The sequence below is a fragment of the Candidatus Reidiella endopervernicosa genome, from assembly GCF_013343005.1.
GTDB lineage: Bacteria > Pseudomonadota > Gammaproteobacteria.
The window spans coordinates 2,633,085-2,649,759 of sequence record NZ_CP054491.1 but is presented as its reverse complement, the minus strand read 5'-3'; the positions used below and the strand labels follow the sequence as shown (position 1 = coordinate 2,649,759).

The window sequence follows — 16,675 nt, the reverse complement described above, 5'->3', positions numbered from 1 at the left end:
GAATTTGATGAAAAAGATTCTCATATATCTGATCTTTCTCTGCTGCTTTGGACTCACTGCGACCGTGTGGGGCAGCGAGCTTGTCTCATCGCGCGGAGTTATTGAGGATCGTTTCGGTACGATGTCAATCAATGAAGTCGCGAAGGCTGATTTCAAGCCAATGGGTGATTTCTTGTCTAAGGGCTTTAGCGAATCGGTGCACTGGATTCGATTCGTTGTAACGCCAGATAAGACAGGCGAGCTGCTGGTACGTATCAACCCGACCATTCTGGATCAGGTCGTCCTCTATGAACCAGACCCTGCTTCAGTTAATGGTTGGAAAACTCAGGTGCTGGGTGATCGCAGTTACACAGATGACTACGATTTTACGATGGTGGCGCTGGAGTTCGTGGTTAATCCTAGCGCGCCTGAGACGGTCTATTATCTTCGTCTGCAAACTACCAGCTCTTCGTTTATGTTGCTCGATGTTCATCAGCCAGCGGATGCACGAAACCTTGATTATAGATTTGTCCTGTTTCAGGCACTGTATGCAGGGCTCTTATTGTGGTTGTTGTTTTGGGCGGTCAGTGACTATGTTGCGGGTCGCCAGAGAGTGGTGGCCTGGTTTGTTCTCTATCAGAGTTGTTACATCCTCTATCATCTCGCTATTACAGGGCGTCTAGTACCAATAATTGGCTTCATACCCAGTGGTGCAACCGATGTGGTTACGAACTATCTGGTCTGTATCATGCCGTTGACTGCCTTGATGTTTCACCGAACGATGTTTGCTGACTATGCACCGTCGAAACCGGCGTTGCGTGCGCTCGATCTCTTGGCGGTATTAATCCTGATCGAATTAGGGATCATGTTCTATGGCAATACACAAATGGCTCTCCATGTTAACGCCCTGGTGAAGCTGCTGTTCGTACCACTGTTTCTATATCTGGCCTTTAGTGCAAAACGTGAGGCCGTTCCCAAGATAGCTACATTGAGGCTTTTTTATATTCTTATTGCCGTTGCACAGCTCGATGAGCAACTGATCTTGCTGGGCTGGATTGAACCTCAAAAGATATATCTTCTCGTGCTGCTGTTTCAGGGTATTGTGACCTCCGGTTTGATGTTTAGTCTGCTGCATAGCCGCTCAAAAGAGATGATGCGCGCAAGCGAACAGGCACAGCAGAGTTTGAGAATGAGCCAACAACAGCTCGAAATCGAGAAGCGACAGCGCAGAGAGCAGAGTCGTTTTATGGATATGCTCAATCATGAACTCAAGACACCGCTCTCCGTGATTCGTATGGCGATGGGGATGGAGCAGCAGTCCGAGCCGATCAAGCAGCATGCGATACAGGCGACTATGGATATCGATGCCATTATTGAACGCTGTCTGCAGGCGGATCAGATGGAACAGAGACAGCTGGTACCTAAACGTCAGCTATGTGACATCAATTCGATGCTTGTTGAGTTTGAACGTAACGGCACACATCAGATTTCGCTTCAGTCGTCGCCACTCCCCAGGATAAACAGCGATCCTCAGCTGTTGAATATTGTGCTTGGCAATCTGATCGGTAATGCCATCAAATATAGGGATGTGGATATTCCCGTTCAGCTTGATGCACAACCCCATGAATATCAGGGAAGAGAGGGAGTGTTGCTAGGTATTACCAATGTTCCTGGGGTAGCAGGGATGCCCGATCCCGAGCAGGTGTTTGAAAAGTACTACCGAAATCAGGCTGCTCACGGAAATACGGGCTCAGGTATCGGTCTCTATCTGGTGAGAAACATTGTTGGCTTGCTGGATGGCTGGATGGCTGGGTGCGATACAGACCGTTAGAAACAGAGGTAAGGTTCGAGCTATGGCTGCCAGTCTGAATATTGTCGTGGTGGAAGATCACGATGCACTGCGTGAGGTCACGGTTGAGGCTTTGCGAGGCATGGGTTACGGCGTGCAGGGAGTGGACTGTGCTGAGGCCCTGAGTGATGAGTTAAAGAGCCTCTCGGTTGATTTGATGGTGATCGATCTCAATCTTCCTGGTGAAGATGGGATTAGCCTTGCTCAATGCGTCCGTGCGGTGCAGCCCGAGGTTGGGATCATCATGGTTACCTCTCGGGGCCAGGTTAACGACAAGCTGCTCGGTTACGAGTCGGGCGCTGATATCTATCTGACCAAGCCCACCTCGGTTGAAGAGCTTGGTGCCGCGGTGAAGGCGCTGGCACGCCGGCTGAAATCAGGAATTCAGCATGATTTTGTATTGGATAGCACCACGTTACTACTGCAAGGACCTGACCACAGTGTGAATCTGTCATCAAAAGAGGCCATGATAATTTGTGCCTTCGCTCGTGCATTAGAACACCGTCTGGCGTACTGGCAGCTGATGGAACTTTCTAAGAGCGATAGCATCTCCAAGAGTACACTAGAGGTCCAAATCGTTCGCCTGCGAAAAAAGCTTTTGCAGGCCGGTACTCCAAATCAGCCCATTAAGGCCATTCGCAACGAGGGCTATCAGCTTTGCATCGACATAGCGGTTATTTAGGCCGCTACCCCCCCCCCTTCTGTTCTAACCCGTTCCCGCCGTAGGGATTCGTAGGGTTTCTTTTTTCTCTCTTGTTAATCTCTTGAGTAGTGAGTCTATATAGGTGATTTCCCCCGGATTAGAGGGGGAGGGCTGGTCGTTACTAGATCCTGCTGGCGATAGGCGTAGCCCATTTAAGCCTCATAAATAGAGTGCCACCTTGTGATGGCGCATAGCGATTTTCTCAGGAATATCTTCGGTTGTTAACCAGAAATTGGACTCTGTCGGCAGCATGGCGGTTTGCGTAACTGATCGGCGCTATCTCAGGACAGTGGTTAGCAATAGAGGATTCTCTACCAGTATAGAAGAGAGTGTTATGACCAGAACGCCCGTTCATTTTATAAATGCCATTACCCTGTTGCTGCTGTTGATCGTCTCTACACAACTGTGCGCGGCGACGACGGGCCTGCCGTTTACGGAAGATTTCTCAGCTGCCACTCTTAATGACACCAGCTTAAGCAATGCCCACTGGTCAACGACTGAGCAGACCGTCTATCTGGCCTGGCGCGAGCGTCAGATCGGGCTGCCAGACGATACCGAAACAGGCACGGTTATCGATAGTGATGTGAACTTCACGACAAGGGTCACCCTTGGTGATGTTGATGGTGATGGTGACCTGGATCTGGTGGCCGGTAATACATCAGCCAATCTTCTCTATCTGAATGATGGTAGTGCGGGTTTTCCGCTTTCTGGGTCGGCCATTGGTAGTGAGGCCGACACGACCTGGCAGGTTCACCTGATTGATATTGATGGTGATGGTGACCTGGACCTGTTGACCGCCAATTATAATGCAACGAACAAACTCTATTTTAATGATGGCAGTGGAGTCTTTTCTGCCACCGGCGTCGATATCGGCTCAGATACTGATAGCACCCGAGATATCGCCCTGGGTGATGTTAACGGCGACGGCAAGCTTGACCTTGTCTCGGGCAACATGGGTCGAACTCATAAGCTCTATTTGGGTGATGGTAGCGGTGGTTTTTCGGCTACGGGTGTGGCGATTGGTAGCGAGACCGAGGATACATTAAGCGTTCGCCTGGGTGATCTCGATGGTGATGGAGATCTGGATCTGGTTGTGGGCAATCAGAGACAGGTTAACCGTCGCTATTTAAATGACGGTAGCGGGGGGTTCCCGGCCACAGGGACCGTGATTGGTAGCGAGGATGAGTTAACCTACGACACCCTCCTCGGTGATGTTGACAGTGATGGTGACCTCGATTTTCTCTCACTCGGTTATGAGGGTAATCGCCTCTATCTGAATGATGGTAGTGGTGGTTTCCCCTCTAACGGTGCACCCATTAGTAGCGACACCTATAAAAACACACTAGAGGGGGTCTTAATCGATCTCGATTATGATGGCGACCTTGATCTGGTGGTGGCTAATGTTGGTGCGAGAAATAAATATTATCTAAATGACGGAAGTGGCGTTTTTTCTGAAAGCACGGATATCGGTTCTGAATCGGATATTACTTACTCTCTCAGCATGGGCGACCTGAATGGTGATGGTGCGCTCGATATGGTGACGGGAAGACAGTCCGCCACCAACAAACTCTATATGAGTAGCAGTAGCTCGACTGGCGGTGGCTTTGATGCCAGCGGAACCGTGATCGGATCTGAGGTAGAGAAGAACTGGGATGTCTCTCTCGGTGATGTGGACGGTGATGGGGATCTGGATGTGATAGTCGCGGTTCAAAGCGCCACCAATAAACTCTACCTCAATGACGGCTCTGGTGGCTTCACCACTGGCACTGGAACCTCTATCGGCACAGAGAGTGATATCACCTATGCGGTTGAGCTGGGTGACATTGATGGGGATGGCGATCTTGATCTGGTAACCGGAACTGCACCAGGCATCAATAAGCTCTACCTCAATAACGGTAGTGGCAGTTTCTCTGCCACGGGCACAGCTATCGGCTCAGAGACCGATAACACTCGAGCTGTCGCACTGGCCGATCTCGATAACGATGGTGATCTGGACGTCGTTGCTGGTAACGCGGGCGATACCCACAAGTACTATCTCAATGATGGCAGCGGTGGCTTTCCGGCAACAGGCACTGACATCGGTTCGGATACAGATACCACCTGGGAGATTGCACTGGCGGATCTCAATGGAGACGGTTTCCCCGATCTGGTCGCGGGCAACTTTCAAGAGCGTAACAAGCTCTACCTGAATGACGGTAGCGGTGGGTTTACCACTGGCGCAGGTACGGATGTCGGTTCCGATCTGGGCGAGACCTACGATGTAACCCTGAGCGATGTCGATGAGGATGGTGACCTGGATTTGATCTCGGGTGATGCCAATCAGATCATTAAGCTCTACCTCAATGATGGCTCTGGTGGTTTTACCACCGGTGCCGGAACCGCCATCGGATCAGAGACCGATAACACCACCGCCGTAGAGGTTGCCGATATCAATGGCGATGGCCATATCGACCTGGTCGCCGGTGCGCATGGAAATGTCAGTAAATTCTACCTGGGCGATGGGTCGGGTGGCTTTTCAGCAACCGGCACCCAACTCGGCTCAAATCGAGATGCCACCTTTGCCATCATTCTGGGTGATCTGGATGGCGATGGCGACTTCGACATGGTGAATGCCAGCGATGGCAACACGCACAAACTCTATATGAACAACAGCGGCGATGGCTTCTCTATCAGTACGGCTATCGGCTCTGAGACGGAGAGCAGTTACAAGGCGGCGCTAGGTGATGTGGATGGGGATGGTGATCTGGATCTCATCATCGGCAACTACAACCAGACCAACAGACTCTATCTCAATGACGGCAGTGGCGGATATCCTGCAACGGGTAGTGCTATCGGCTCATCCGATACAGACAGCACCCGAGCGATTAAGCTGGGTGATGTTGATGGTGATAGTGACCTCGATCTGGTCGTAGGAAACCAGAACCAGACCAACAAGCTCTACCTCAATGATGGCAGCGGAGGTTTTCCCTCCAGTGGTAGAGACATCGGCTCAGAGACGAACTACACCTCCGGTATAGAGCTGACCGATATTGATCAAGACGGTGATCTGGATGTGGTGGCCGGTAATAACGGTCAGACCAGCAAGTTCTACCTCAATAATGGCAGCGGTCTCTTTAGTGCAACGGGAAGTGACATCGGATCGGAGACCAATCCTACCTGGAGCATTGCCGTTGGCGACCTGAATGGCGATAACTACCCGGATGTGGTGACGGGCGTCGGTAACCAGACCAATCGACTCTATCTGAACAACGGTAGTGGCGGTTTTCCCGCGACGGGCACCGCCATCGATACCGATAGCGATAACACCACCACGATTGCGCTCGGTGATGTAGATGGTGATAACGACCTCGATCTGGTTTCCGGCTCCTATGGCGGTATCAATAAGCTCTATCGTAATAACGGTAGCGGTCTCTTCAATGCGAGTGGCGTGGCTATCGGCATTGACGCCGATCAGCACTGGGATCTGGTGCTGGGCGATCTCGATAGGGATGGTGATCTCGATCTGGTGACCGGTAATCCATCAGGGAGCAACAGACTCTATTGGAATAACGGTAGCGGTAGCTTTAGTGTTTCAGGTGAAGCTATCGGTTCGGAAACGGATGACACAAGAGGCATGGCACTTGGCGATGTTGATGGCAATGGTTATCTCGACCTGATTGCCGCCAACTATAATGTGACCAATAAGCTCTATCTTCAGACCAAGCAGTACCAACTCTCGGGGCTGGCGGTATCGAAAAAGGTCAATGACAGTGAAACGGACATCTTGACGGTTCGTCTGTCAGCGACGGAGACAAGCAGCGCAGACACCTCGATCGACTACTACCTATCTAATAATGGCGGTACAAACTGGTACAAGGTCATCTCCGGGGAGTTCTTCACCTTCCCCGATACCGGTACGGATGACCTGCGCTGGAAGGCCAAGCTACAAACGCTCTCGGCAGCGCGTTCCCCTGCGTTGAGTCAGATTGCACTGCAGCCCTTCAATACGGCACCGATGCTGGGAGGCACCTTTACTACCGCTGGTACTGTCAACGACAACGCTACAACATCACCATTCAGTGGCGTGACGATAGCCGATATTGAATCCAATGATGTCAGTGTCGCGATTGGCTATAGTGCTGCCAACGGCACCTTGAGCGGCACAGGACTGAGCGGAAGTGCGGGTGGCTATATCCTAGGGAGTACGGATCTCACTACGTTGACCAGCCGCCTGCAGGCGCTGATCTTTACACCCACCACCGATCAGGTGATTACGGGTAATAGTGTCATTACAACCTTCACCCTGACACCCAATGATGGCACGGTTAATGGTAGCGCTAATGCGACAACCAAGGTTTCTGCTACCTCCGTGAATAAGACTCCGACTGGTGGCGTGACAATCAGCGGCAAACCCACTCAATTCCAAATCCTACGTGCCAGTAATGACCTGGCGGACGTTGATGGTCTTGGCGGGATTGGCTATCAGTGGAAGCGTGGGGGGAGTGTGATCGAGGGTGCGACCAGTGATAGTTACCCGCTGCAGCAGGCGGATGTGGGGCAAACCATGACGGTAACGGCGAGTTATCGTGACCTGGAAAATACGGACGAGAGTGTCACTAGTAGTGCGACCAGTACCGTGGTCAATGTCAATGATGCACCGATCAACACAGTGCTGCCGATTATCAGCGGCACGGTAGAGGTCGGCAACACTATCAGCAGTAGTAGCGGTAGTTGGAGTGATGCTGACGGGGACGGCCGGGTTTACAGCTATCAATGGAGGGCCGATGGCACGAATATCGGTACAGACAGCAACAGTTACACGCTGACCGGCATTGAGGCACATAAGTCCATCAGCGTGGTGGTTACTGCAAATGACAGCAAGGGTGGCATTACCAGTGCGACTTCTGTTGCCCGAACTGTCGGCAATGTCGCGCCAACCATTAGTGGTAATCCGGCCACAAAGGTAGGTGATGATGTTGATTACAGTTTTATTCCTACGGTCAATGATAATGATGGCGACAAACTCACCTTCAGCATCGTGAACAAACCTGCCTGGGCGAACTTTGATACTAGCTCTGGCGCGTTGTTCGGTACCCCGGATAGCAGTGATATAGGCACTACGAGGGGGGTCGTGATTAGTGTCAGTGATGGCGAGTTTGAGAGTAGCCTGTCGGCCTTTAAGGTATGGGTCTTTGCCGACATGGACAATGACAACATCTCCGATAGGATCGATAGTGATATTGATGGGGATGGGATAGAAAATGACTGGGAGAGCGACAACGGTCTCGACCCTTATGATCCCAGTGATGCGGCGGGTGATCTGGACGGTGATGGGTTAAGTAACCTCGAGGAGTTTATCGCTGAGACCAATCCTGCCGTGGATGATAATCCGCCACTGGTTACAGCACCGGATGATGTGATGGTTGATGCCACAGGGCTTCTCACCCCGGTGAGTCTGGGTAGTGCTATTGCCATAGATGGGATGGATGGCAACCTGACGGTTACCTCAGATGCACCCAGCCACTTCAAACCAGGAGTGCATCTGGTGACCTGGAGCGCGACGGATAGTGCGGGTAATAGTGGCTCTGCCATTCAGATGGTGATGGTTAATCCCATGGTTGATTTCAGCAAGGATCAGCTCACTGCTGAGGGGAGCAGCGTTACCTTTAACGTGATTCTCAACGGCGAAGCGGCAAACTACCCGGTCATCGTACCCTATAGCGTGGGCGGTAGTGCTGCTACCGATGGGAGTGACCACTCTCTGATCAGTGCCACTGCCACTCTGGAAGAGGGAACGGAGTTAGCGGTGAGTTTCGCCACCATCGATGATGGTGCCGGCGAGGGTGTAGAAAATATTGTCGTTACCATGGGCAGTCCAACAAATGCGGTGAAGGGGAGTATGACTACCCACACCATTAGCCTGGTTGAGGGCAACGTCGCACCAATAGTCACACTGAGCGCGAATCAGGGTTTTGGGGATACACGTACCGTTATTAGTGGAGGGGGGGTTGTTAGCCTTATAAGTAGTGTTAGCGATCCCAATATTGGTGACACACACAGTTATAACTGGGTAGCCAGTGACAATGCGCTCGTCGATGGCGATGGCGATAGCGAAGCGGATACCTTTAGCTTCGATCCCTCCGGATTGAGTAGAGGGATCTATACCGTAGCGCTGGATGTTAGCGATGGCAGTGCGAGTGATGCGACCGAGATAACGCTGAATATTGTAGCGGCAGCACCGCGTCTTGATCAGAGCGATAGTGACGGTGATGGTATCGATGATGAGAGTGAGGGCTACGGAGATAGTGATGGTGACGGTGTTGCAGACTATCTGGATGCGATATCGATTCCCAATGTACTGCAGGAGCAGAGCGGTGAAGCGGCTAGTTATCTGATTGAGACGGAACCGGGTTTGCGATTGAGCCTGGGTGCGATCGCATTCCAAACCGGCAACGGTCAGGCGGAGGTCAATATGGAGGATGTCAGCAACGGTGGTGGCGACACTGATGATAGCCCCGAGTATGACTACACCTCCGAGCTGTTCGATTTTATCGTCTCCGAGCTGCCCGTTGCAGGCCAGTCGATCAAGGTGGTCATTCCTCAGTTTGTAACGATTCCTGCCAATGCGGTCTACAGAAAATGGATGCCAGGGGGGTGGCAGGCGTTTGTAGAAGAGGGCAGTAATGGCCTTGCCTCGGCCGTAGGTGAAGCGGGCTTCTGCCCGCCTCCAGGTGATAGTGCCTACCAGAGTGGCCTTAACGAGGGGCACTGGTGCGTGGAGCTGACTATTGAGGATGGTGGACCTAATGATGCCGATAGCGAGGCAAATAATAGTGTGGTCGACCCCGGTGGAGTAGCGCAGCAGCTGGCTATCAATGAGGGCAGTAGTAGTGGCGGCGGTGCTCTTCATCCGCTGTGGCTGCTGCTGGGTCTGACTGGACTGTCGTCTCTAATGGCCAGGAGAAAGGGAAGGGGGGAGTGGGTTTAGCATGAGGGCTACCCTGGAGCCTTCAATCTCGTGGTTGATGCAGGCCTGAATGCTTTTGGATCTTGATAGTCGCTATGCCATACGGCGAGATAGTAAAAAATGTAGTGTTGGGAGTGCTGTACAGTAGATGTCTGCTGATACGGTATTAAATAAAGAACAAGAAAGGCCGAATGTGCGGCCTCTCTTGTTAATCCACTTCTTCAGATTAAACTTTTAACTGTGTAATCTGATTACGCAGGCCCTCATTTGGTTACCTGGAAGGCTACTTACCAAGCCTGGTCTCGTTGATGGTGATTTGTTGATCGATGATGTGAAAAAAAATCCTCAATATTGAGAGGCTTTGTGAGGTAGTCGCTAAAACCGGCCTCGAGTCCGCGCTTGATATCGTGTGGCATCGCATCGGCTGTAACTGCAATGACCGGGATGTGCCTGAGTTCGTCGCTCTTCTGAAGTCGCTTCAAGACCTGATAGCCGTCCATCTCTGGCATGTTGATGTCAAGCAGGATGAGATCAGGGTGGTGGGCAGTGGCCAGTTCAAGGCCAATGCTTGGGGTGGCGGCCTCCAGAAGTCTAACTTGAGGACGTTTGCTGATGAATTGTGCGACCAGCCGCATGTTGGCTGAATTGTCTTCTATGTAGAGTACGTTCACTCTCCCTTTATCTATCGTCTGTTGGGGTTCGTCAGAGTGTTTGCTTCTCCTCGTGAAGCGTTCCGATTGTTCAGGAGTACCCTGGGGAAGGTCAAACCAGAAGGTACTGCCAACACCCACATTGCTTGAAACACCGATGCTGCCTTTCATCGCCTCGATGATCTTGCGTGTCAGAGTCAGGCCAATTCCGGTTCCCTCGATATAGGTTTTATCAGCACTGAGGCGAGTGAATGGCTCGAATAGCTCTGAGATGCGATCAGCAGGGATACCGGTTCCGTTATCGGTGACAAGAACACGAATCCGTCGATCGGCAAGGGCCTCGACTTCAATGATGATGTTCCCTTTCTCAGAATTATATTTGATTGCATTTGAGAGCAAATTAAGCAGCGCCTGTTTCAAGCGGGTGCGATCAGCAACCACCACGCTATCACTCACGCCATTTATAGATATCGATATTTGGCGTTTTTCTGCAAGGGTGCTGACTAGTGCAGAACACTCTTTGATGAGGGGAAACAGCTGAAGCGGTTCGAACTCCATATCCAACTTGCCCGATTCAACCTTGGCGAGGTCGAGAACCTCATTAATGAGGGCAAGCAGATGATTACCCGCAATAATAATCTCGTGGATGTGTGATTGTTGCTCTTCAGTGAGCGTACTCTCATATTCAAGTAGCTGTGCAAAGCCCAGTACCGCATTCATCGGTGTTCTAAGTTCATGACTCATTCGAGATAAAAAATCCGATTTGGCGGTGTTGGCCTGTTCGGCTTCATCGCGTGCGATGATCAGGGCCTGTTCAGCTTCTATCTGATCAGTAATGTCCTGAATGGTGCCGGTTAATGAAACAGGCTCTCCGCTGGCATTGAAACTCGCCTGTGCCAGTTCATGGACGTGACGTACCGACCCGTCTGGACGAACGATACGGTGGGTGGCGTCGTAACTTCCGCTTTCACGGGCCAGTTGCACGTTACTCTCAACCAGCTGGAGATCGTCTGGATGAATGGACTCGTGGTATTGCCTGAGGCTTGGAATATAGGTAGTTCCCTCTCTGCCGAAGATGTGGAAGACCTCATCAGACCAGCTTAAATCTCCAGTAGTCATATTGGAGTGCCAGTTGCCGATATGAGCCATTGATTGAGCCTCGCGGAGTCGCTGCTCACTATCGGCCAGGGCTGTCTCTGCCTCGTTGCGTTCAATTGCCTCACTCACAGTCTTTGCGATGCTATTGAGTAGATTTCGCTCCTGCAGGAGGAAGGGGCCTTCATCGATTTCCGGGAATGATTTTGTATAGAAGATCTCAACACGGCCGCGACTGCGCTCGTCAATGGTGATTTCGCTACTCATCTTCCAGGGCGTTATCTGAAACGATTCATCTATGATGACCATGTCATCGATGGTAATACGGGCGGTCGTGTGTTTGGGGTGTTGCCAGCCCATCGGCATGATTTCAACAACGGCGCTCAGGATCTCATCGATTTGATTATGGTGGCGAATGGCCTCTGTGATTCCGTACATACATCTTAGCTCTTTGATTCGCTCCTCCATGGCGTTAAAGGTTGTGCTCAGGCTATTTGCGACCTGTGAGAAATTGGTCGTCAGATTGGTTACCCCTGAATATTGCTCTGCGGCCAGCTGATGGTTTCACGCTGCTCGATCTTTTTCGGCAGGTCTGCAGTGATAGTTGTCAGTCTAGTGAGTGCGTAGAGCAGGCTGTTGCTGAGCAGGTAGGCGATCAGCGCGACGAGCAAAATAACACCGAGCATGACGCTGAAGATGAAGATATAAATACGCTGTAGCTCATCAACATGTTTCGAAAACGAGAGCTTGATAATGGTCTGCCAGTTGATAATGTCGTTTTTGGGAAGTTCGTAGATGTAGTGTGATAGCTTGTAGCGTCGCATCTTTGGCATCTCGCCGGAGGGGAGTAGATGATAGATGTTCTTACTGAGTGGGATAGAGGTTCCTTCAAATGGTGCATCAACCTGATTTCCCAGGCTTGAAGTCACTACGTGATTGTCGATAACCGCAAAAACTACCACCCCTTCTTCAACGGCCTGAAGATTTAGAAATTGCTCTAATCTGCTGGCAGGAAGGGAACCGATCAGACATCTGTCGCCAGTTAAAAAACTAACATAGAGCTGGTTCTCTTGCAGGGTGATGGATGTCGAGTTGTTACACGGAAACGGTGTGGTTAACGGTGCAGCGGTTTCATGTTTAGATGCAATGACTTGACTCTCATTACTACGTTCCAGTCGCCAGAGTGTGTCGATTATATATTGCTTGTCGAGATTTACCGGTAGATCTCCACTCGCCGCAGTCCGATCAAGCTGCCGCATTGAAGCAGGTAGATCCCTAAGGAAGTGTCTTAGTTCATTGTCAATATGACTACCGAAGGTGTGGAGGTTTTCCGTGACATCTTTTTGCGAGTTTTCAAATGTATACCGGGTAATCAGGTTGGCGGCGGCGTACAGAGAGAAAGCCACTGTCACCATTATGAATGTAAATAGCGCATATCGTAGGGATACCTTGTTACTGGTCTTTAGCCATCGTTGGGCGAGAAAGATGATTAAGGATGCCGTGAGAGCGTTCAGCAGGCCGTTGGCGGGCTGCTTGAGCATGATTAATGTGACCTGGGTCTCGGGTAGTCCGATATAGTGTCCATAAAAGAGTGGTACCAGCCAAACACCGATCAGTAGCCAGTAAATAATATCGGCAATGAAGATATTCCTAATCCGCCAGCGGAGCAGTACTCCGACCATGAGAGCTTCGAGTACGAAGCCGATAAAGGCGTAGGGATGTCCCCAGAGATAGATTGTGTAGCTGTGAACGATGATCGCGCAGAGTGCGCCGGCAGCCGGTCCTAAATACCAGACGGCCAGTAGTACAAAAATACTGCCGAATATCTGGTTTACGCCAAAGAACATCTCAATGTTGTAGATGTTCCCGGCAACGCCAAGACTACTCAGAACAAGAAATAGAGTGAGATTCTTTGGGAGTGTAGTTATTTCGTCGTCCTCAGTTTATCAACATTGTTAGCCTGCTAACGCCTCCAGCCAAAATCTCTACCTTTGTAAAATTGGCCGGGTTGATCCTGAACGCACTTGTTTACTACAGAACAATCCTCGCTAAAGAGTAGTCAGTCATCGTCAATTAGTACAACGCAGAGAGAAAAATACTCTCATCTTTGGTGAAGACAAACTGGAGGGAAAAGTTGGCTGGTTGGTAGTTGTTTGTGCACTTCGTCCGGCATGAGGCAGATGAAAAGAGCTGTACCGAATTGTGAAATTAAATGTAGAGCCGTTTAAATGTGTAGGCGTCTGTCGTAGCGACATGGTTGATCCTTCGGAATCAATATTTATGCTGTGGATAGAGAGGGATCGCATCAGCGATCCCTCTCTTAAGCAACGCTCAGGTATCAATCAAACCTTGAACTGCGATACCTGGCTGCGCAGACTCTCACCCAACTGGCTCAGCTCATTACTCGCAGCCGCAGTCTGTTCAGCACCCTGTGCTGTCTGTTCTGAGATGTTCTGAATGTTGTTGATATTGCGGTTGATCTCCTCGGTCGTTGCCGACTGCTCTTCAGCCGCGCTGGCAATCTGAGTGTTCATGTTGAGAATGTTGCTCACTGCAGTGGTAATAGCTGTGAGCGACTCACCTGCATGTTGTGCCTGGCTTACGGTGTTTTGCGCCTTGTCACGACTAAGCTCCATGACATCAACGGCCTGTTGTGCACCACCCTGGAGTGCATCGACCAGTGCCTCAATCTCCTTGGTCGACTCCTGTGTGCGCTGTGCAAGAGTACGAACCTCATCGGCAACCACTGCGAAACCGCGTCCTTGTTCACCGGCGCGTGCTGCTTCGATTGCTGCATTGAGTGCTAGAAGGTTGGTCTGTTCGGCGATGCCTTTGATCACGTCGAGCACGGTACCGATGTTCTCGCTATTGCCCTTAAGCTTCTCTATAACATCAGCAGAGCTCTGTACGTCGCCAGCCAGTTCATTAATAGCAGAGATAGTCTTCTGTACAACAGTGCTACCATTATTTGCCTCGCTGTTACCCTCTTCAGCGGACTGAGAGGCGTGTTCGGCATTGTTCGAAACCTCCTGGACCGTTGCGGACATCTCATTCATGGCGGTTGCAACCTGTCTGATCTCATCAGACTGTTGCTGTACACCCGAGCTGGTCTGTTCAGTAATGGCTGAGAGCTGTTCAGCGGCTGTAGCGAGCTGATCGGCCTGCGCCATGACCTGGCTGACGATGTTGGCCAGATTGTCGATGAGACGATTAAACGCCTCAGCAAGACTTCCCACCTCATCATTGGAGTGAATATCTGCTCTAAGACGCAGATCACCATCGCTGACCGCCATGGAGAGCGAAGTGAGGGCGGTTAGTCCCCGATAGTCGACGCCGTCTGCATATTCGTAGTTGAGAGCGCGAGCGGACGACGAAGAAGATGCAGCAGCGGCTTATGTCGGCGTAGAGTCACTGAGGGAGTTGTGTAGAGCCTCGAAGAGGTGATTACGCAACGTACGCAGGACGTCGGGCGCCGCAGGCATAAACGGTCGCGTTAAGTTTTTGCTGTTTGCTTGGGCTTGGATGCCCAAAACAAACTTTCGCAAAATAGCGACTCCCCGGTCTGTTCAATCTCCTCAACGGTCCTTTGAAGCTTGATCAGACCGCTACTGATCATATTGGCGAGGAAGAGAGAAATTCCGATACCAGCTACGACCATCGCAACGAGCAGAGCGTAGAGTGAGAAGGTGACGGCACTGTTCGATTCGTGAATTTCGCCGGTTATAACGTCAACCTCAGATTTGTGTTCACCGTACTGGTTTTTAAGCACAGTAAGAATCTGATCGGCTGTGGCAATAGAGGTGTTTAGTAGCAAGCCGCCTTCCATCTTGTCATCATTAATGAATGCAGTTGCAGCCTTCTCTATCTGTGAATAGTAGTTTTCTAGCGTGGCTGTCTCAGCAGCGATCTCAGGGTGAACCGACTCTGAAAAAATTGTACGAAGTTGTTTGTAGTCGTCATCGCGTTTTTGCTTGCTACTATTCTGTAACAGCAGTGCAAACTCGGTGGCGGCTATACGAAACTCAAGGAAATGCTCTTCGATATCAGCGATCTCGGTGAGAATAGTAACGTTCTCCTCCTCTTGTGCGAGTAGCTGTTGATTACTCTTAAGCTGTATAAGGGCGAAGATTAGTACGAGTAGCAGGATGACGAGTAGTGCGCCGTTGCTAACAATTATTTTTTTCTTGATTGAATTTAACATGGTGTAGTTCCCCGTCTCTTATAGCGCTTGGATGAGTCGATCGATCATGTATTCGATGTGTTTCATCTCTTGATAGACATCTGAAGGCGTTTTTCCACTTACCGCCTTGGCGCTGTTAGTTGTACTACTGATGTCCATTGGGATCTTAAGCAGGTTTAACTCAGCGATAATAAACTGTGTCTGTAGAAATGCGTCGATCGGTTTGGCTGCACCGAACTCTTCAAGCTTAGGGCGAGGGATCTCAGGTAACTTATTGCGTTTACGCAGTAGATTGAGCTTGCCACGAATGGTGATCGACTTGGCAATGACGTCTCCCGGTTTTTTACCGGCTTCTAATGGTGTCATTGTCGAACCGTCAGGGTGCATGCCATAGATTGCGGTTACCAGTAGTCTTTTCTTTATCTCATCACTATCGGCGAGATGTTTTGAGAGAGTTAGAAGACTAAATTGCAGATCCTCTTTGGCGCGAAAGATGTGTGAGTACACTTCATTCGGACTCACCTTGCTCTTGCCATTTAGTAGGTTGAGACGGTAGTAGAGCTCAAACAGCTCCTGATAGACATCGGCAGGTGATTTGCCGCTGTGACTATTCATCGAAAAGTCGATGTATCCCCCAGAGTCGCGATAGACCTCCTCCAGGTTGTTGATAACAAGCTGAGTAAGGTAGTAGACGTCGGTTGGCGTGTATGTGATCGGTGTTGATACAGCAAGTGGAGGTGGGCGTCGCTCTTCTTCGAGCGCGTATGCATAGAGCTCTGTAAGTGCCGATACGTGCAGCTCGTAAACATGCATCGGCTTGGCACCGGCTTCACGAGAGACTGGGATGTTGATCTCAGTGACGCCATTGGCGGTGAGGATTCTATCTATCAGGCTGTTGGCATACTCCACCCCCGCATAGACATCATTGGGAGAGTATTTTTGCGCCGCATTAGCACTCCCAATCAGGGTGAGAACAGGGATGAGCAGAGCGGTAAGTAAATAACGAAAATGCGTGTTTTTTGAAGTTGTTGTTTGCATATGGATATCCATTAAATGTGGTGAAATAAAATGAACAAGATTGTTGATCTAGCCAAATCAATCAGTCAGCCCGCTTTTTGTATATCACATTGAGAGAGTCTCAAGGTCTTTTAGCGACAACGATTCACAATACTTTACAAATTAACTGGGGAAATCAATAGTTCTTTGCTGTGGCTTGGCGGGTCGCACTATTGTGGTGCGGTATGTGCTGCTCTCATCACAAATGATGCGACAT

9 protein-coding genes and 1 pseudogene are annotated in these 16,675 nt (G+C 50.5%); 3 read left to right on the top strand and 7 right to left on the bottom strand.

The genetic code is table 11. The features are described 5' to 3' along the window. Window positions 1-7: 7 nt before the first annotated feature. The 3 genes from HUE57_RS14355 to HUE57_RS14345 all read left to right on the top strand — a co-directional run bounded on the left by HUE57_RS14355 (window position 8) and on the right by HUE57_RS14345 (window position 9,498). Complete coding sequence (locus HUE57_RS14355; protein WP_236860724.1) at window positions 8-1,810, top strand: sensor histidine kinase; 1,803 nt, start codon at window positions 8-10, stop codon at window positions 1,808-1,810. 22 nt (window positions 1,811-1,832) lie between these two features. Then, on the top strand, window positions 1,833-2,510 hold the full coding sequence (locus tag HUE57_RS14350) for a response regulator transcription factor (RefSeq protein ID WP_078482718.1): 678 nt from the start codon (window positions 1,833-1,835) through the stop codon (window positions 2,508-2,510). 355 nt (window positions 2,511-2,865) lie between these two features. Then, window positions 2,866-9,498 carry a beta strand repeat-containing protein gene (locus tag HUE57_RS14345; RefSeq protein WP_172840110.1) on the top strand — a complete coding sequence of 2,211 codons (6,633 nt, stop codon included), beginning with the start codon at window positions 2,866-2,868 and terminating at the stop codon, window positions 9,496-9,498. Window positions 9,499-9,764: 266 nt separating this feature from the next. On the opposite strand, the gene HUE57_RS14340 is transcribed toward HUE57_RS14345, so the two are convergent. From HUE57_RS14340 to HUE57_RS14315, 7 genes and pseudogenes are all read right to left on the bottom strand, one after another. Then, entirely contained in the window at window positions 9,765-11,660 is a 1,896-nt protein-coding gene (locus HUE57_RS14340) for an ATP-binding protein (RefSeq protein ID WP_172840112.1), read from the bottom strand. An 89-nt stretch (window positions 11,661-11,749) separates the two neighbouring features. Continuing rightward, the gene (locus HUE57_RS14335; protein WP_078482721.1) at window positions 11,750-13,069 is read right to left on the bottom strand and encodes an ECF transporter S component; all 1,320 of its coding nucleotides are present in this window, start codon (window positions 13,067-13,069) and stop codon (window positions 11,750-11,752) included. A gap of 495 nt (window positions 13,070-13,564) precedes the next feature. Beyond that, window positions 13,565-14,269 carry a methyl-accepting chemotaxis protein gene (locus HUE57_RS14330; RefSeq protein WP_272902041.1) on the bottom strand — a complete coding sequence of 235 codons (705 nt, stop codon included), beginning with the start codon at window positions 14,267-14,269 and terminating at the stop codon, window positions 13,565-13,567. Then, window positions 14,264-14,527: pseudogene (locus HUE57_RS19725) on the bottom strand (HAMP domain-containing protein); the annotation flags it as partial. The pseudogene HUE57_RS19725 and the gene HUE57_RS14330, both read right to left, overlap by 6 nt. Window positions 14,528-14,614: 87 nt before the next feature. Then, window positions 14,615-14,767 (bottom strand): hypothetical protein, encoded by a 153-nt coding sequence (locus HUE57_RS14325; protein WP_174673412.1) that lies wholly within the window; start codon window positions 14,765-14,767, stop codon window positions 14,615-14,617. Further along, complete coding sequence (locus tag HUE57_RS14320) at window positions 14,716-15,423, bottom strand: hypothetical protein (RefSeq protein ID WP_174673411.1); 708 nt, start codon at window positions 15,421-15,423, stop codon at window positions 14,716-14,718. The genes HUE57_RS14325 and HUE57_RS14320 overlap by 52 nt, the downstream gene beginning before the upstream one ends. Window positions 15,424-15,441: 18 nt before the next feature. Beyond that, the gene (locus tag HUE57_RS14315; RefSeq protein ID WP_135621998.1) at window positions 15,442-16,440 is read right to left on the bottom strand and encodes a hypothetical protein; all 999 of its coding nucleotides are present in this window, start codon (window positions 16,438-16,440) and stop codon (window positions 15,442-15,444) included. Window positions 16,441-16,675: the final 235 nt, after the last annotated feature.

Bases quoted from the DNA above. Each gene is read 5' to 3' on its own strand.
- HUE57_RS14340 (WP_172840112.1), bottom strand. From the start codon at position 11,660: ATGTACGGAATCACAGAGGCCATTCGCCACCATAATCAAATCGATGAG.
- HUE57_RS14335 (WP_078482721.1), bottom strand. From the start codon at position 13,069: ATGTTCTTTGGCGTAAACCAGATATTCGGCAGTATTTTTGTACTACTG.
- HUE57_RS14345 (WP_172840110.1), top strand. From the start codon at position 2,866: ATGACCAGAACGCCCGTTCATTTTATAAATGCCATTACCCTGTTGCTG.
- HUE57_RS14330 (WP_272902041.1), bottom strand. From the start codon at position 14,269: ATGTCCGCAACGGTCCAGGAGGTTTCGAACAATGCCGAACACGCCTCT.
- HUE57_RS14315 (WP_135621998.1), bottom strand. From the start codon at position 16,440: ATGCAAACAACAACTTCAAAAAACACGCATTTTCGTTATTTACTTACC.
- HUE57_RS14350 (WP_078482718.1), top strand. From the start codon at position 1,833: ATGGCTGCCAGTCTGAATATTGTCGTGGTGGAAGATCACGATGCACTG.
- HUE57_RS14355 (WP_236860724.1), top strand. From the start codon at position 8: ATGAAAAAGATTCTCATATATCTGATCTTTCTCTGCTGCTTTGGACTC.
- HUE57_RS14320 (WP_174673411.1), bottom strand. From the start codon at position 15,423: ATGTTAAATTCAATCAAGAAAAAAATAATTGTTAGCAACGGCGCACTA.